General features: G+C 64.6%; 16 protein-coding genes. 11 read left to right on the top strand and 5 right to left on the bottom strand.

Annotation, left to right across the window (positions count from 1 at the left end):
• Positions 1 to 23: 23 nt before the first annotated feature.
• Positions 24 to 221, bottom strand: coding sequence for a hypothetical protein (locus ACNPP0_RS14080; protein ID WP_082134365.1), 198 nt, complete (start codon positions 219 to 221; stop codon positions 24 to 26).
• A 177-nt stretch (positions 222 to 398) separates the two neighbouring features.
• Here ACNPP0_RS14080 and ACNPP0_RS14075 point away from each other — a divergent pair, with 177 nt between their 5' ends.
• Both ACNPP0_RS14075 and ACNPP0_RS14070 read left to right on the top strand, forming a co-directional pair.
• Positions 399 to 896: an ASCH domain-containing protein gene (locus ACNPP0_RS14075; protein ID WP_332612624.1), complete on the top strand. Its 498-nt coding sequence runs from the start codon at positions 399 to 401 to the stop codon at positions 894 to 896.
• A 272-nt stretch (positions 897 to 1,168) separates the two neighbouring features.
• Positions 1,169 to 1,513 (top strand): virulence factor, encoded by a 345-nt coding sequence (locus ACNPP0_RS14070; protein ID WP_448706225.1) that lies wholly within the window; start codon positions 1,169 to 1,171, stop codon positions 1,511 to 1,513.
• 215 nt (positions 1,514 to 1,728) lie between these two features.
• Here ACNPP0_RS14070 and ACNPP0_RS14065 read toward each other — a convergent pair whose 3' ends face one another.
• From ACNPP0_RS14065 to ACNPP0_RS14050, 4 genes are all read right to left on the bottom strand, one after another.
• Positions 1,729 to 1,977 (bottom strand): hypothetical protein, encoded by a 249-nt coding sequence (locus tag ACNPP0_RS14065; RefSeq protein ID WP_082134366.1) that lies wholly within the window; start codon positions 1,975 to 1,977, stop codon positions 1,729 to 1,731.
• A gap of 230 nt (positions 1,978 to 2,207) precedes the next feature.
• Positions 2,208 to 3,554: a serine--tRNA ligase gene (gene serS, locus ACNPP0_RS14060; protein ID WP_332612626.1), complete on the bottom strand. Its 1,347-nt coding sequence runs from the start codon at positions 3,552 to 3,554 to the stop codon at positions 2,208 to 2,210.
• Between the two features lie 45 nt (positions 3,555 to 3,599).
• A complete protein-coding gene (locus ACNPP0_RS14055) occupies positions 3,600 to 4,943 on the bottom strand; it encodes a replication-associated recombination protein A (protein ID WP_046803375.1) in 1,344 nt (447 codons plus the stop codon).
• Positions 4,944 to 5,046: 103 nt separating this feature from the next.
• Positions 5,047 to 5,838 (bottom strand): deaminated glutathione amidase, encoded by a 792-nt coding sequence (locus ACNPP0_RS14050; protein ID WP_104143638.1) that lies wholly within the window; start codon positions 5,836 to 5,838, stop codon positions 5,047 to 5,049.
• Between the two features lie 166 nt (positions 5,839 to 6,004).
• On the opposite strand from ACNPP0_RS14050, the gene ACNPP0_RS14045 reads away from it, so the two are divergent.
• The 9 genes from ACNPP0_RS14045 to ACNPP0_RS14005 all read left to right on the top strand — a co-directional run bounded on the left by ACNPP0_RS14045 (position 6,005) and on the right by ACNPP0_RS14005 (position 15,841).
• Positions 6,005 to 7,318 (top strand): amino acid deaminase, encoded by a 1,314-nt coding sequence (locus tag ACNPP0_RS14045; protein ID WP_448706224.1) that lies wholly within the window; start codon positions 6,005 to 6,007, stop codon positions 7,316 to 7,318.
• Between the two features lie 123 nt (positions 7,319 to 7,441).
• On the top strand, positions 7,442 to 9,001 hold the full coding sequence (locus ACNPP0_RS14040; protein WP_319308182.1) for an ABC transporter substrate-binding protein: 1,560 nt from the start codon (positions 7,442 to 7,444) through the stop codon (positions 8,999 to 9,001).
• A gap of 104 nt (positions 9,002 to 9,105) precedes the next feature.
• Positions 9,106 to 10,047 (top strand): ABC transporter permease, encoded by a 942-nt coding sequence (locus tag ACNPP0_RS14035; protein ID WP_006217836.1) that lies wholly within the window; start codon positions 9,106 to 9,108, stop codon positions 10,045 to 10,047.
• A 1-nt stretch (position 10,048) separates the two neighbouring features.
• Complete coding sequence (locus tag ACNPP0_RS14030) at positions 10,049 to 10,924, top strand: ABC transporter permease (protein WP_448706223.1); 876 nt, start codon at positions 10,049 to 10,051, stop codon at positions 10,922 to 10,924.
• A 2-nt stretch (positions 10,925 to 10,926) separates the two neighbouring features.
• Complete coding sequence (locus ACNPP0_RS14025; protein WP_332612630.1) at positions 10,927 to 11,934, top strand: ABC transporter ATP-binding protein; 1,008 nt, start codon at positions 10,927 to 10,929, stop codon at positions 11,932 to 11,934.
• Complete coding sequence (locus tag ACNPP0_RS14020; protein WP_448706222.1) at positions 11,931 to 12,932, top strand: ABC transporter ATP-binding protein; 1,002 nt, start codon at positions 11,931 to 11,933, stop codon at positions 12,930 to 12,932. The genes ACNPP0_RS14025 and ACNPP0_RS14020 overlap by 4 nt, the downstream gene beginning before the upstream one ends.
• A 37-nt stretch (positions 12,933 to 12,969) precedes the next feature.
• Complete coding sequence (locus tag ACNPP0_RS14015; RefSeq protein ID WP_046803381.1) at positions 12,970 to 13,842, top strand: MurR/RpiR family transcriptional regulator; 873 nt, start codon at positions 12,970 to 12,972, stop codon at positions 13,840 to 13,842.
• A gap of 14 nt (positions 13,843 to 13,856) precedes the next feature.
• On the top strand, positions 13,857 to 15,338 hold the full coding sequence (locus ACNPP0_RS14010; RefSeq protein WP_448706221.1) for an N-acyl-D-amino-acid deacylase family protein: 1,482 nt from the start codon (positions 13,857 to 13,859) through the stop codon (positions 15,336 to 15,338).
• Positions 15,339 to 15,427: 89 nt separating this feature from the next.
• Complete coding sequence (locus tag ACNPP0_RS14005; protein WP_332612633.1) at positions 15,428 to 15,841, top strand: RidA family protein; 414 nt, start codon at positions 15,428 to 15,430, stop codon at positions 15,839 to 15,841.
• Positions 15,842 to 15,860 lie beyond the last annotated feature (19 nt).

Genomic DNA, 15,860 nt, shown 5'->3' with positions numbered 1-15,860 from the left:
CCCGCCCGTATCAGCCTTGGTGCTCAGACCTGCGGCGGTTCGATCCAGAAAAAGCGTTCGCCTTGGCGGACCATGTCGGCAACGCCTTCGGCGCCGATGCGATAGTCCGAACCCATAAGCGATGCGCCACCGTCTTCATGGATGTGGATAACGGCCAGCGGGTCATTGGCCATGGTGTACCAGTAGTACCCGGGCTTGAGATTATGCAGGTCAGTAGTCATTGCTCGAGTATACAAACAACACCACAAGACAAAAAGACAACACAAATACAAAGCTTGCCTGACAGCCTGAACACGACACGTCATACTGCGTGATCCTGATCTGAATTAGCTGGTGCATGTGTCACGCTGCGGCACTGGGAAACCGCGGACGTAGGTAGATAGGAGAACAGCGCGCGCATGAAAAGGCAGTCACTTCAATTCAGCGAACCGCTCAAGCAAGCCGTTCTGGCGGGCTCCAAAGTACAGAGCCGACGCATCCTGAAACCGCAGCCCACCAAGCTCACCACAGCTTGGTATGCGGACGCGGCCGACGCCGGGCGCTGGGTCGCCATGGGCCCTGATCGCGATAACCCCACAGAATTACGCCGCACCTCCAGCTGGGTCAGATGCCCTTTCGGTAAATCCGGAGAGAGCATTGTATTAACCGATGAAGCGGGCACCCCGTTCGCGCATGCGTTGGTTGTGGGCGTGCGTATTCAACGGCTGCAAACCCTGACCGAAGCCGACGCCCGCGCTGAAGGCACCGAAGCGATCTATCAGGCGTCCGCGTTATTGCCCGGCGTTCCTCTTCAAACGGCGTTTGCGCTGATGTGGTGCGAGCGCTATGGTTCGCACGCGTGGGCCGCCAACCCCTGGGTCTGGGTGGTGGAATACCGGCGCACCCAAACGCTGTAGCGATGTCGCCACGCCGCCGCGCGCGGATGGTGACCGGGTGTAACTTCACACGCTGACTTCATCGCATTCCACTTCATTTCAATCGATTTCAGATCTGGACCTACCAGAGCAGAAGTACTAGTTCCGCATCGCAGCACGATGGCTGCCCAGTCACGGGGGACGGTTGCGGATTGTCGCTATTGGGCTTGGCCCACTTACGAATACGCGACCGAAAAGCCCGAAAATAGAGGCGTCAAATAACTTTGCTGTGTCGTGCAGCAGGCAGGTGCAACATGAAAAAGTGGCTTATTGCTGGTGTGGGTGCCGCAGGTCTGCTGATCTCCAGCGTGGCCTTGGCCCGAGTGGATGTGGGTATTTCCATCGGCGTGCCTGGTGTGGTGTATCCCGCGCCGGTATACGTTGCCCCCGCTCCCGTTTACGTGGCTCCGCCGCCTCCGGTTTACTACCGTCCGCCTCCCGTCTACGTGGCGCCTCCGGTGGTTTACCCTGCCCCGGTGTATTACCGTGGTGGCCCCCACTGGCGCGGCGGTCCGCCCCCGCGTTATTACGGTCCGGGCCCCGGGTATTATCGTGGCGGGCACGGCCATGGCAAGGGCCATGGAGATTGGCGCAGATAAATACGAAGGCCACTCGAAAGAGTGGCCTTTTTTCCGTGGGGACAATGTCCGGTGCCCCGGTGGATGACTATCAAGCCGCAGGGGCTCTTAGCGGTTTTTCCGCCACCAGGGCGGATTTTTGCGACACCGGCTCGGGCTTGCCATCCACCCAACGCGGCGATTCCTGTACTAGATCAATCCATCTGCGCGGCGCACTGGACGCGCGCCACCAACCATTATGCGGACGCATGGGCAAACTCCGGTTCACCATTAAAACGCACACCATTGATTTCTTGGAACAACTGACGGCTTTCCTGCTCTGCTTCGTGCAAATCCGAGAACGGCGCCTGTCCGGGTACCGTCCAGCATTTTTCCGGCGCGGTTCCACCGACTCGGCGGGTCCATATCTGCACGCGGTAGCCCTGCTCGTCTTCGCGAGCCACAGAGCATCTCACACGAAAATCTCCAATCATTCTTGAAGTCATGGACAACTCCTTGTTATATAAGTGAATGAAGCGTGAAGAACGCGGGTGTATTGTGCCGCAACTATCCGGCCCTTATATTAGAAATACACAATTGCTCACATCAAATTCATGCACTCACACTGTGATGATAATGAGTAAAAAAGACAGCAATGTGTCGCTATGATAAAAAAAAACGGAGCCGCCAGGCTCCGTTTTCTTATCCGCCAAATGGCCGATAGACGTAATGCGCGTCAGGGTTTCAGCACCGTCAAACCACCCATATAGGGTTGCAGCGGCTCGGGAATCAATACGCTGCCGTCGGCTTGTTGATGATTTTCCAGCACCGCCACCAGCGCGCGGCCCACGGCCAGGCCAGACCCATTAAGCGTGTGCACATATTCCGGTTTGCCCTGCGCATTACGGAAGCGGGCCTGCATGCGTCGCGCCTGGAATGTTTCGCAGTTGGACACGGACGAAATCTCGCGCCAGGTATTTTGCGCGGGCAGCCACACTTCCAGGTCATAGGTCTTGGCCGAACCAAAACCCATATCGCCGGTGCACAGCAGCATGACGCGATACGGCAGACCCAGCAGTTGCAGCACGCGCTCGGCGTGGCCGACCATGTCTTCCAGCGCTTCATACGATTGATCCGGCTGCGTGATCTGCACCATTTCGACCTTGTCGAATTGATGCTGGCGGATCATGCCGCGCGTGTCGCGGCCGCCGCTGCCGGCTTCCGAACGGAAGCAAGGCGTGTGCGCCGTCAGCTTCAAAGGCAGATCGGCGGCGGCCTGGATCGTGTCGCGCGCCACGCTGGTCAGCGTGATTTCAGACGTCGAAATCAGGTATTGGTCTTCACGCACATAGGGGTTGCCAGCGGCGTCGACCTTCGGGTCGTCATCGCCACCGCCCTTGGACACCGCGAACATGTCGTCCTTGAATTTGGGCAACTGGCCCGTGCCGTACAAGGTGGACGCGTTGACGATGTACGGCGTATAGCACTCGGTGTAGCCGTGGGCGCCCGTTTGCAGGTCCAGCATGAACTGGGACAGCGCGCGGTGCAGGCGGGCGATGGGGCCGCGCATGAACGAGAAGCGCGCGCCCGACAGCTTGGCGGCCATGTCGAAGTCCAGACCCAGCGGCTCGCCGATGGCGACGTGGTCGCGCGCTTCAAACGCCAGCGCGGGCGGGTTGCCGTCAGCGCCGGCGGCGCCGGGCAGCCAGCGGCGTACTTCGACGTTGTCGTCGGCGGATTCACCCAGCGGCACGCTGGCGTGCGGCAGGTTAGGCACCGACATCAGCAGGTCGTTCAGCGGGGCCTGCAAGGCCGCCAGCTCTTCTTCCAGCTGCTTCAGGCGAACGGGCACGGCCTGCGATTCGGCCATGACGGCGCTGGCGTCTTCGCCCTTGGCCTTCAACTGACCGATCTGCTTGGCCAGCGCGTTGCGGCGGGCTTGCAGGGACTCGGTTTCGGTCTGGACGGCCTTGCGGCGAGATTCCAGGTCGTTGAACCGTTCCGTGTCGAAGGACACGCCACGGCTCTTGAGGCGGTCGACGACGGTTTGCAGGTCTTTGCGCAGCAGTATCGGGTCTAGCATGTTGATGTCGGTTGAGGTTGCGTGAAGGCGGCGGGCCGGGGCCCGTTACCGGTTCTTGGCGCGTTCCTGCGCGTCCAGCTCGCGCAGAAATGCCAACTTTTGCTGGATTTTAGCCTCCAGGCCGCGATCGGTCGGCCGATAGAAGGAAGGCTTGAGTCCATCAGGGAAATATTGTTCGCCGGCGGCATAGCCGTGCGGCTCGTCGTGGGCATAACGATAGGCCTTGCCGTGGCCCAGCTGCTTCATCAGCTTGGTGGGCGCATTGCGCAGGTGGATCGGCACCGGCGCGCTGCCGTGTTCGGCCGCGAACTGGCGCGCCTGGTTGTAGGCGTTGTAGACGGCGTTGGATTTGGCCGCGCAAGCCATGTAGACCACGGCTTGCGCCAGCGCCAGCTCGCCCTCGGGCGATCCCAGGCGTTCGTAGATATCGGCGCCGTTCACGGCCAGGTCGGTGGCGCGCGGGTCGGCCAGGCCGATGTCCTCGACCGCCATGCGCACCAGGCGCCGCGACAGGTATTTGGGATCGGCGCCGCCGTCGATCATGCGGCAGAACCAATACAGTGCGGCATCCGGATTCGAGCCGCGCACCGACTTGTGCAGGGCGCTGATCTGGTCGTAGAACGCGTCGCCGCCCTTGTCGAAGCGGCGCAGGTTCTGCGACAGGGATATTTCCAGCCAGGCCGCGTCCACCGTGTCGCGACCGGCCGACTGCGCCGATTCCGCCACCACTTCCACCGCGCTGATCAGGCGCCGCGCATCGCCGTCGGCCCAGGCGGCCAGCTGCTCGCGGGCATCCGGTTCGATGCGGATGGCGGCCTCGCCGTCGTCCAGCCCTTCGTTCAGGGCATGCACGGCGCGATCCACCAACTGCTGCAATTCCTCGGGCGACAACGATTGCAGCACGTACACACGGGCGCGTGACAACAGCGCCGAATTCACTTCGAAAGACGGGTTTTCCGTGGTGGCGCCGATGAAGGTGAACAGGCCGCTTTCCACATAGGGCAGAAACGCGTCCTGCTGGGCCTTGTTGAAGCGGTGCACCTCGTCAACGAACAGAATGGTGCGGCGGCCCTGGCCTTGCGCCACTTGCGCCACCGTGACCGCTTCGCGGATGTCCTTGACGCCGCCCAGCACCGCCGAAATGGCAATGAATTGCGCGTCGAAACCATCGGCCATCAGGCGCGCCAGCGTGGTTTTGCCCACGCCGGGCGGCCCCCAGAAAATCATGGAATGTGGGCGACCGGATTCAAACGCCACGCGCAGGGGCTTGTCTGGCCCCAGCAGGTGCGACTGCCCGACCACGTCGGACAAGGTGCGCGGGCGCAGGCGCTCGGCCAGGGGCACATAGGGCCGATGCGCAGGATCGGCCGCGAAGAGATCGTTGCTCATTGGCAGCAGACGGGGGAAGACGGCAAGAAGATCAAGTCAGCATTACACCATGACCGCCGCGCCCTTTCCGGCTGCGCGCCAGGCTCGGCGGACCGACCGTGCCCTAGGCCAGTTCGGGCGGGCCGAAGCGTCGGTTGGCCAGCACCGGCAGCACCTTGCGGGCATGCGCCAGGCGCTCCGGGTCGATGTCGGCAAACACCAGCGCCGGGGCCTCGCCCGCGCGCGCCGTGACCACGCCCAGCGGGTCCACCACCATGCTGCATCCGATATTGCGTTCCCCGCATTCGCCGGTGGCCGCCACGTAGCAGGTGTTCTCCAGCGCGCGGGCCGTGACCAGCACTTCCCAGTGCATTTCCTTGAGCGGCCCGCGCACCCAGGCGGCGGGCAGCACCAGCAGGTCGGCGCCGTCCAGCGCCAGGCGGCGCGCCAGTTCGGGAAAGCGCACGTCATAGCAGGTCATCAGCCCGACGCGCAAACCGGCGATGTCCAGCAGCGGCGGGATCTCGGTGCCCGGCGTGACATTGGTGGATTCCTTCATCGTGAAGGCGTCGTACAGGTGCAGCTTGCGGTATTGCGACACGATGCGGCCGTCCTGCACCGTGACCAGCGTATTCCAGACGCGGCCTTCGCCCGTGGGCACGTGCACGCACATCATGGTGGCCAGCGACGAACCCCGGCTGGCCTCAAGCAGGCGGGTCATGAACGGGCCGTCCAGCGGCTGCGCGGCTTTCAGCACGATTTGCGGGTCGGTGATGTCGCGCGCCAGGATGCCTTCGGGCAAGACCAGCAAGCCGGCGCCGCCCGCGCTGGCCCGCTCCATCAGGTCGATGCAGACCTGCGCGTTCTCTTCCCAGACTCGGCTGACGGCGAACTGGCCCAAGGCAACTTTCAACATGGCTATTCCTTCGTGGAGCGCGGTTTTTTCGCGAATTTCCTATTGTCGCGCCAACTTGGCCGGCCCGCACCGTACGGGTAAGCCCTAGCTGCCTTTGTAAATTTCTTTCACGATAATGAAAAAAAATCATTTCCACGTAAATATTTTCCATAACGAGCGCGCCGCCATGATCCATTCCTCTTCCCCCGCAGCCCTGTTGGATGTGAACGGCAAAGGCCTGGGCGCGTTCCCCGAGTCCTGTACGACGGCCGGTGTGGCCGCCCTGAACTGGAACCTGCTGAACGAAGACGTCAGCCTGCCCGTGGCCGTGTTGTACGAGGCGCGCGTGCGCCACAACCTGCAATGGATGCAGCAGTTCATGGAGGCGTACCACGTCAAGCTGGCGCCCCACGGCAAGACCACGATGAGCCCGGCGCTGTTCAAGCGCCAGATCGACAACGGCGCGTGGGGCATCACGCTGGCGACCGCGCCGCAGGTGCTAGCCGCGTACCAGCACGGCATCCGCCGCGTGCTGATGGCGAATCAATTGGTGGGCCGCGCCAACATGGCCATCATCGCGCGCCTGCTGCAAGACCCGGCGTTCACCTATTTCTGCATCGTCGATTCCCCCGCCAACGCCGCCCAGCTAGGCCAGTTCTTTGCCGAACAGAGCCTGACCCTGCCCGTGCTGATCGAACTTGGCCCCACGGGCGGACGCACCGGCGTGCGGGATGATGCGCAGTTGCAAGCGCTGATCGACGAAATCGGCCGTTGGCCCAGCCTGGCGCTGGCCGGCATTGAAGTCTATGAAGGCGTGTTGCAGGAAGAAGGCGCGATCCGCGCGTTCCTGCGCCGCGCCACCGACGCGCTGCGCGGACTGGCCACGGCCGGCCGCCTGCGCAAGAACGGCCCCGCCATTATTTCCGGCGCGGGCTCGGCCTGGTTTGATGTGGTGGCCGAAGAATTTTCGCAACTGGATATCGGCGCGCCGCTGGAAGTGATCCTGCGCCCTGGCTGCTACCTGTCACACGACGTGGGCGTCTACCGGTCCGCCGCTGAACGCATCAACGCCCACAACCCCGTCGCGCAAAAAATGGAACCGGGCCTGTTGCCCGCCTTGCAGGTCTGGGCCTATGTGCAGTCGCTGCCCGAACCCGGCCGCGCCATCATTGCGCTGGGCAAGCGCGATGCCGCTTTCGACGCCGGCCTGCCCACGCCCGCGCTGCATTTTCGGCCGGGCCACGTTAGGTCGAGCGACGTCAGGTCGAGCGACGCCACGCCGGGCCAAAGCGTCCCCGGCGCCGCACCCCAGGCGTGGAAACTGACCGCCATGATGGACCAGCATGCCTTCATGCAGATCGCCGACGGCGACGACATCCAGGTCGGCGACATGATCGCCTTCGACATTTCCCACCCCTGCCTGACGTTCGACAAGTGGCGCCAGGTCTTGTTGGTGGACGAGCAGTACCGCGTCACCGACGTGGCCGAAACCTTCTTCTGAACACCCCCTAGCCCGCCGCACCGCGCCTGGCCCTAGGGGGCTGCTGCACGACGACCGGGATCCCGGCGCGAATCCGATCACACGCGACAACCTGTTTGTTTTTGACCCTCTGGAGAGAGAATCATGAACTTCCGACCCTCCCGGCGAGGCAGTGGGCTGACCAGCCTGCTCGCGGCCGGCGCAATTGGCTTGACCGCAATGACGTCCCCCGCCCTGAGTGCCACGCCGGTCAAGGGGGGCACGATATCCGTCGCCACCATCGGTGAACCGCCCACGCTGGACCCGATGACCAGCACGGCGGATCTGGTCGGCATCCTGACGCAGCATTTCTTCGAAACGCTCTACACCTTCGACGCCAAGTGGAACCTGACCCCGCTGTTGGCCGAAAAGATGCCCGACGTCACGCCCGACGGCCTGGTCTACACGATTGCGCTGCGCCAGGGCATCACGTTCCATGACGGCTCGAAGATGGATTCGTCCGACGTGCTGGCGTCCCTGAAGCGCTGGACCGAAACCGCCACGCGCGGCAAGGGCGCGGCCAAGGTCATCAGCAGCATCGAGGCGCCCGACGCCAACACCATCCGCATCACGCTCAAGCAGCCCTATGCGCCCCTGACCGCGCTGCTGGCCATGAACAACGCCGCCGCCGTCATCATGCCCAAGGGCAAGATCGCGCCGGTGCTGACTGAAATCGTCGGCACGGGCCCTTACCAGTTGAAGGCCCGCGTGCCGGACCAGTACATCCAGCTGGTGCGCTTTGACGGCTACAAGCAGCGCGACGGCGAGCCCGACGGTTACGGCGGCGCCCGCAAGCAGTACCTGGACGAAATCCGCTTTGTGCCGGTCAGCAACGCCAACACGCGTTCCGAAGCCGCCGCCGCCGGCCAGTTCGACTATGTCGACTCGCTGCCCGTGGAAGCGCTGGCCAAGCTCAAGGGCGGCCGTTCCGACCCGGTGATGCTCAAGCCCTTCGGCTGGCCGCGCCTGGTGCTCAACACCAAGCAAGGCATCATGTCCAACCTGGCCGTGCGCCAGGCCGTGCAGCTGGCGCTGAATGAAGAAGACATGCTGTTCGCCGCGTTCGGCAACAAGGACTTCTACAAGCTGAACGGCGACCTGTATCCCGAAGGCTACCCGTGGGCCACGTCGCTGGGCGGCAAGGTCTACAACAAGGGCGATGCCGCCGCTGCCAAGAAGCTGCTGGACGGCGCCAACGTGGCCGACAAGAAAATCCGCATCCTGACCAGCCAGCAGTACGAATTCCATTACAAGATGGCGCTGGTGGCCGCGGAATATCTGAAGGCCGCCGGCTTTACGGTGGACATGCAGGTGGTGGACTGGGCCACGCTGACGCAGCGCCGCCAGGACCCGGCCGTGTGGGACATCTTCATTACCCACAGCGTGTTCCTGCCCGAACCCGCGCTGATCGATTTCCCGTCCAAGGACGCGCCCGGCTGGTGGGACACGCCGCGCCGCGCACAGGTGATGGACGCCTTCAATCAGGCGCGCACGCAGGAAGAACGCATCAAGCGCTGGGCCGACGTGCAGCAGGCCGTGTATGACGAAATTCCGTTCGTGAAGGTGGGCGACTTCAACGCCCAGGCCGCGCGCTCGCCGTCGCTGCAAGGCACGCAGCCCGCTCCGTGGCCGTACTTCTGGAACGCGTGGAAAAGCGCCAAGTAAGTAGGGAAACGCGCGGCCAGGCGGTGAATAGATCCCGCCGCCTGCCGCGCCCCAAGCCGTCTTTCGTCCGCGTGCACTGATTGCCGCTTTTCTAGGACTCTATCGTGTTGCGTTATCTATTGAACCGGCTGGTGGGGCTGGTGGCCGTGATGTTTATCGTCGCGACCATCGTGTTCGTCATCATCCGCGTCACGCCCGGCGATCCGGCGGCGGTGATGCTAGGGCCGCAGGCCAGCCAGCAGGACATCGCCGCGCTGCGCGCGCAGTTGGGGCTGGACCAGCCCATGGCGCTGCAATACGTGTCGTGGTTGGGCAAGCTGCTGCAAGGCGACCTGGGCCAGTCCATCTTCATGAACAAGCCGGTGCTTTCCGCCCTGGCTGACCGTGCCGAGCCCACGATTCTGCTGACGCTGATGTCGCTGCTGATTGCCAGCGCCATCGCGCTGCCGGTGGGAATTCTGTCGGCGGTCAAACGCGGCACCACGCTGGACCAGTCGGTGCTGTCGTTCTCGATGTTTACCTCCAGCGTGCCCAGCTTCTGGCTCGGCCTGCTGCTGATGCAGATTTTCTCGGTAAAGCTGGGCTGGCTGCCGGTGTCGGGCTATGGCGGCCCGGATGCCTCGCTGGCCACGCGCCTGTCGCACCTGATCCTGCCCGCCGTGGTGCTGGGCCTGGTCAACTCGGCGCTGATCACCCGCTTTATTCGCGCCAGCATGCTGGACGTGCTGCGCGACGATTACGTGCGCACCGCGCGCGCCAAGGGCCTGCCGGAGAGCAAGGTCATCCTGAAACACGCCGTGCGCAACGCGCTGATTCCCATCCTGACCGTGCTGGGCCTGACCACCGCGCTCTTGATCAGCGGCGCGGTCGTGACGGAAACCGTGTTCGGCCTGCCCGGCGTGGGCAGCCTCGTGGTGTCCGCCGTGCTGCGCCGCGACTACCCCGTCATCCAGGGCGCGCTGCTGATCATCGCGGCCATCTACGTCCTGATCAACCTGATCATCGACCTGCTCTACCTGCTGGTCGACCCCCGGGTGCGCTACTGATATGGCTATTGCAACTTCCCCCCACTCCGCCGGCGGCGCCGACCGCTGGCAGGTGCTGCGCCTGCTGGTGTCGCGCAAGACCGTGCTGCTGAGCCTGATCGTCATCATCGTGCTGGTGGCCGCCGCGCTGCTGGCGCCGTGGGTCAGCCCCTACGACCCCTTCAAGCTGTCCATCATGAACCGGCTGAAGGCGCCGGGCGCCGCGCACTGGTTCGGCACCGACGACTTTGGCCGCGACGTCTTCAGCCGCGTCATCTACGGCGGCCGCCTGTCGCTGATGGTGGGCTTTTCCGTCGTGATCGTGTCCAGCGTGCTGGGCATTGCGCTAGGGCTCGTGGCGGGCTTTTTCCGGTCGGCCGACAAGTTCGTCTCGCGGCTGATCGACGCCATGATGGCGTTTCCCGACATCCTGCTGGCCATTTCGCTAGTGGCCGCCCTGGGCCCGTCGCTGATCAACGTGGTGATTGCGCTGGGCATCGTCTACACACCGCGCCTGGCCCGCATCGTGCGCGCGTCCACGCTGGTGATTCGCGAATTGCCGTTCGTGGAAGCCGCCCGCGCGCTGGGCGTGCCCACGTGGCGCATCGTCACCGTGCACGTGCTGCGCAACCTGGTGTCGCCCATCCTGGTGCAAGGCACGTTCATCTTCGCCTACGCGATCCTGGCCGAAGCCGGCCTGTCGTTCCTGGGCGTGGGCGTTTCGCCCGACATTCCCACCTGGGGCACCATGATCAACGCCGGCCAGCAATACATGGGTTCAGCCGACTGGATCATGATTTTCCCCGGCATCGCCATCGTGCTGTCCGTGCTGTCGCTGCAATTGGTGGGCGACGGACTGCGCGACGTACTCGACCCGCGCCTGCGCAAGGAGCTGTAATCATGACGTCAAGCAACCGAGACGTCGTGCTGTCCGTGGAAGGGCTCAAGACCTGGTTCCACAGCCGCGACGGCATCGCCAAGTCCGTGGACGGCGTCACCTTTGATCTGGCGCGCGGTGAAACGCTGGCCATCGTGGGCGAATCCGGTTCCGGAAAATCCGTGACCAGCCTGTCCATCATGGGGCTGTTGCCCAAGCCGGCGGGCCGCATCGAATCGGGCAAGATCCTGTTTCGCGACCGCCAGGGCGTGCAGCATGACCTGGCACATGCTTCGTCCGCCACCCTGCAGAAGATACGCGGCGCCGAAATCGCCATGATCTTCCAGGAACCCATGACCAGCCTTAACCCGCTGTACACGGTAGGCGACCAGATCGCCGAAGCCGTGTTGCAGCACGAAGGCGGTTCGTATGCGTCGGCCATCCGCCGCGCCCGCGAAATGCTGGAACGCGTGGAAATCCCGGCCGCCGACCGGCGCGTCAACGAATATCCGCACCAGATGTCGGGCGGCATGCGGCAACGCGTGATGATCGCCCTGGCGCTGGCCTGCAACCCGGCGGTACTGATCGCCGACGAGCCCACCACCGCGTTGGACGTGACCGTGCAGGCGCAGATTCTGGACCTGCTGCGCCGGCTGCAAAAAGAAATGAACATGAGCATCCTGTTCATTACGCACAACCTGGGCGTGGTGGCCGAGATCGCGCATCGCGTCGCCGTCATGTACGCCGGCCGCGTGGTGGAAGACGCGGGTGTCTACGACCTGTTCGAAAAGCCCACGCACCCATACACCCGCGGCCTCTTGTCCTGCCTGCCCACGGCCGCGCTATTGGCCTCGGGCGAACGGCTGCGCGCCATTCCCGGCAACGTACCCAGCGTGCTGTCGCTGCCCGCCGGCTGCACCTTCGCCCCGCGCTGTGAATTGGCGGCGGACGATTGCCGCGCCGCCGTGCCCGAACTGGTTGCGGTGCAGGCGGAACACCGCGCGCGCTGCATCAAGGTGAATCCGATATGACTAGCCCCCAAGCCACCGTGCGGGCCGAAGACCCGCTGGTCCGCATTGAAGACCTGAAGGTCCACTTCCCCACGTCGCAAGCCCGTAATGCGCCGGTCGTGCGCGCCGTGGACGGCGTCAGCTTCGATGTGCCGCGCAACACCATCGTCGGCCTGGTCGGCGAATCGGGGTCGGGCAAGACCACGACGGGCCGCGCCTTGCTGCGCCTGTTCAAGCCCACCGCCGGCCGCCTGCTGTTTGACGGCACCGACATCACGCATCTGAACGAAAAGCAGATGCTGCCGTGGCGCCGCCGCATGCAGATCGTGTTCCAGGACCCGTACGCCAGCCTCAACCCCCGCATGACGGTGGCCGAGATCCTGGGTGAAGCGCTGGACACGCACAAGCTGGCGCAGCACCGCCGCGCCGCGCGCATCGGCGAACTGCTGGAACGCGTGGGCCTGAACGCGGACCACAGCCGCCGCTATCCGCATGAATTCTCGGGCGGACAGCGCCAGCGCATCGGCATCGCACGCGCGCTGGCCGTTGAACCCGATTTCATCGTGGCGGACGAACCGGTGTCGGCGCTGGACGTATCCGTGCAGGCGCAGGTGCTTAACCTGCTGCAAGACCTGCAACGCGACCTGGGCCTGACCATGCTGTTCGTGGCGCACGACCTGGCCGTGGTGGATTACCTGTGCGATGAAGTGGTGGTGATGTATCTGGGCCGCGTGATGGAACGCGGGCCCACCAGCGAAGTCTATGCGCGCCCGCGCCACCCCTATACTCGCGCACTGCTGTCGGCCGCGCCCGTGCCGGATCCGCGCGCGCCGCGATCGCGTATTCTGCTCAAGGGCGATATCCCCAGCCCGGTCAATCCGCCGTCCGGCTGCGTGTTCCGTACACGCTGCCCCCACGCGATCGACGCCTGCGCCACCATCGAGGCGCAAGCCGTCCAGGTGGGCGCGGGCCACTTCGTGGCCTGTTCGCGCCTGGACGCCCCCGAGCTGGCGGCCTAGCGCATTGCACGACCCGATCAGACCCAGGAAACCCCACATGGACATCATCCGCGACATCGTCTTCCAGATACGCAGTCGGCGGGACGCATTGAGCGTGACCGAACGCAAGGTGGCCGACGCCATTCTTGACGACATCATCTGGGGCGCCAGCGCCACCGTCGATCAGCTGGCCACCAAGGCCGGCGTCAGCATCGCCACGATTTCGCGCTTTGCGCGCACCGTGGGCTGCGACGACACGCGTGACCTGAAAATGAAGCTGGCGCAGGCCAGCACGGTGGGCAGCCGTTTCCTGGACCCCAGCGCGCCGGCCGAGGAAAGCACCTTTTACGCGCGCATCTACGCCGACATCGAAAGCACGCTGCGCGCGCATCTGCCCACGTTCACCGAACCGCTGTTCGAACAGGCGGCATCCATCGTGGATGGCGCGCGGATGATTTACGTGTTCGGCATGGGCGGTGCATCGGCCGTGCTGGCGCAGGAAGTGCAGTCGCGGCTGGTGCGGCTGGGTTATCCCATCGCGGTGTACAGCGATGCCGTGCTGCTGCGCATGGTGGCCGCCACGCTTACCGAGCACGACGCCGTGCTGGTGCTGTCGGCGTCGGGCCTGACGCCGGAAATCCTTGGCGCCGCCCGCATCGTGAAACAGTATCGCGCCCGCATCGTCGCCATCACCGACGCAACGTCCGAACTGGCCAAGCTGGCCGACGTGGTGCTGCCCATCCGCACGGACGAAACCGACTTCATCTACAAACCCTCGGCATCGCGCTACGCGATGATGCTGGCCATCGACTTGCTGTCGACCGAACTGGCCATGCTGAACCAAGAGGAAAACCGCGAACGCCTGCGCCGCATCAAGCTGGCGCTGGACGAACACCGTGGTGGCCCCAACCGCTTGCCGCTGGGCGATTGAACCTGGAACCCAAGATGTACGACACCCTTATCGGCAACGTCCGTGTCCTGGACGGCACGGGCGGCCCCGAGTATCGCGCCAGCGTTGCCCTGGCCGACGGCCGCATCGCGGCTATCGGCGCATTGCCGGGCGCGCAAGCGCGCCAGATCATCAACGGCACCGACCTGGCGCTGGCGCCCGGCTTCATCGATGTGCACACGCACGACGACACCAACGTGATCCGCACCCCGGACATGTTGCCCAAGCTGTCGCAGGGCGTGACCACCGTGGTGGTGGGCAACTGCGGCATCAGCGCCTCGCCCGTGTCGCTGCGCGCCGACCCGCCGGACCCGATGAACCTGCTGGGTGGCCGCGAAGACTTCAACTACCCCAGCTTCAGCGACTACACGCGCGCCATCGAAGCCGCGGGTCCGGCCGTGAACGTGGCCGCGCTGGTCGGCCATACCGCCCTGCGCAGCAACCACATGGACCGCCTGGACCGCGCCGCCACTCGCGACGAAGTGCTGGCCATGCGCGAACAGCTGCGCGATGCGCTGGCGCACGGCGCCATCGGGCTTAGCACGGGCCTGGCCTACGCGTCCGCCATTGAAGCCGACACCGCTGAAGTCAAACTGCTGGCCGAAGCCCTGGATGAGTTTGGTGCGCTGTACACCACGCACCTGCGTTCCGAATTCGCGGCCATTCTGGACGCGATGCAGGAAGCGTTCGACATTGCCGGGCACGCGCGCGGGCCGGTCGTGGTGTCGCACCTGAAATGCGCGGGCGCGGGCAACTGGGGCCGCACGAAGGAAGTGCTGTTCACGCTGGAAAACGCAGGCCGCATGCAGCATGTGGGCTGCGATTGCTATCCGTATTCGGCCAGCTCGTCCACGCTGGATTTGAAGCAGGTGACCGACGAATTCGATATCGACATCACGTGGTCGGTGCCGCACCCCGAGCAGGCGCGGCGCAAGCTGGCCGATGTGGCGGCCGACTGGGGCGTGTCCTTGCTGGACGCCGCGCGCCGCCTGCAACCGGCTGGGGCCGTCTATCACAACATGCATGAGGACGATGTGCGCCGCGTGCTGTCGCATCCGCTGACGATGGTGGGGTCCGACGGCCTGCCCAACGACCCGATGCCGCACCCGCGCCTGTGGGGCGCGTTTCCGCGCGTGCTGGGCCACTACAGCCGTGACGTGGGCTTGCTGCCGCTGATCCAGGCGGTGCACAAGATGACCGGGCTGTCCGCCGCCCGCTTCGGCCTGGCTGATCGCGGCTTGGTGCGCGAGGGCTATCACGCGGATCTGGTGCTGTTCAATCCCGATACCGTCATCGACCGCGCCACCTTCGCCCAGCCGGTGCAGACGGCAGCCGGCATCGAGGCCGTGTGGGTCAACGGCGCGCTGTCCTATCAGAAGGGCCAGGCCACCGGCGAACGCGCGGGCCGCTGGCTGCCGCGCAATGGCGATTTGCGCGCCAGCTTCGCGGCGGCGTCGCCCTATTCGTCCTCGCCCTGATCTTCGCCCTCGCCGTTGCCCCGATCTTCCTTGCCCCGATCTTCCTTGCCCCAATCTTCCTTGCCCACTACGAATTCAGGAGCACAACCATGAGCAACACTCCCACCCCCGATCAAAACGGCATCACCCGCTACGGCGTCGGCGGCGGCACCGGCCAGGGCGGTTCGCACATGCCGTTCGCGCGCGCGGTCGCGGCCGACGGCTGGCTGCACGTATCCGGTCAGGTGCCGATGGAAAACGGGGAAGTCATCGAGGGCGGCACGGTGGCGCAATGCCACAAGGCCATCCAGCAATTGCTGGGCATCTTGAAAGAAGCGGGCTACGGCCCGGAACACGTCGTGCGCTGCGGCGTATGGCTGGACGACGCGCGCGATTTCCCGTCGTTCAACAAGGTGTTCAAGGAATACTTCGGCGAAAATCCGCCCGCCCGTGCCTGCGTGCAGTCCAGCCTGATGGTGGACGCCAAGGTGGAAATCGATTGTGTGGCGTACAAGCGCCCTTGATGCGGTAAATCGCCGGGCG

The organism is Achromobacter semiaridum (assembly GCF_053543755.1).
The sequence above is the reverse complement of the archived record's forward strand: the minus strand, read 5'-3'. Positions and strand labels throughout refer to the sequence as shown.

What these genes read in the sequence shown, in the direction of transcription:
- ACNPP0_RS14080 (WP_082134365.1), bottom strand. Translation starts at nt 221, where the DNA reads ATGACTACTGACCTGCATAATCTCAAGCCCGGGTACTACTGGTACACC.
- ACNPP0_RS14075 (WP_332612624.1), top strand. Translation starts at nt 399, where the DNA reads ATGAAAAGGCAGTCACTTCAATTCAGCGAACCGCTCAAGCAAGCCGTT.
- ACNPP0_RS14070 (WP_448706225.1), top strand. Translation starts at nt 1,169, where the DNA reads ATGAAAAAGTGGCTTATTGCTGGTGTGGGTGCCGCAGGTCTGCTGATC.
- ACNPP0_RS14065 (WP_082134366.1), bottom strand. Translation starts at nt 1,977, where the DNA reads ATGACTTCAAGAATGATTGGAGATTTTCGTGTGAGATGCTCTGTGGCT.
- serS (WP_332612626.1), bottom strand. Translation starts at nt 3,554, where the DNA reads ATGCTAGACCCGATACTGCTGCGCAAAGACCTGCAAACCGTCGTCGAC.
- ACNPP0_RS14055 (WP_046803375.1), bottom strand. Translation starts at nt 4,943, where the DNA reads ATGAGCAACGATCTCTTCGCGGCCGATCCTGCGCATCGGCCCTATGTG.
- ACNPP0_RS14050 (WP_104143638.1), bottom strand. Translation starts at nt 5,838, where the DNA reads ATGTTGAAAGTTGCCTTGGGCCAGTTCGCCGTCAGCCGAGTCTGGGAA.
- ACNPP0_RS14045 (WP_448706224.1), top strand. Translation starts at nt 6,005, where the DNA reads ATGATCCATTCCTCTTCCCCCGCAGCCCTGTTGGATGTGAACGGCAAA.
- ACNPP0_RS14040 (WP_319308182.1), top strand. Translation starts at nt 7,442, where the DNA reads ATGAACTTCCGACCCTCCCGGCGAGGCAGTGGGCTGACCAGCCTGCTC.
- ACNPP0_RS14030 (WP_448706223.1), top strand. Translation starts at nt 10,049, where the DNA reads ATGGCTATTGCAACTTCCCCCCACTCCGCCGGCGGCGCCGACCGCTGG.
- ACNPP0_RS14025 (WP_332612630.1), top strand. Translation starts at nt 10,927, where the DNA reads ATGACGTCAAGCAACCGAGACGTCGTGCTGTCCGTGGAAGGGCTCAAG.
- ACNPP0_RS14020 (WP_448706222.1), top strand. Translation starts at nt 11,931, where the DNA reads ATGACTAGCCCCCAAGCCACCGTGCGGGCCGAAGACCCGCTGGTCCGC.
- ACNPP0_RS14015 (WP_046803381.1), top strand. Translation starts at nt 12,970, where the DNA reads ATGGACATCATCCGCGACATCGTCTTCCAGATACGCAGTCGGCGGGAC.
- ACNPP0_RS14010 (WP_448706221.1), top strand. Translation starts at nt 13,857, where the DNA reads ATGTACGACACCCTTATCGGCAACGTCCGTGTCCTGGACGGCACGGGC.
- ACNPP0_RS14005 (WP_332612633.1), top strand. Translation starts at nt 15,428, where the DNA reads ATGAGCAACACTCCCACCCCCGATCAAAACGGCATCACCCGCTACGGC.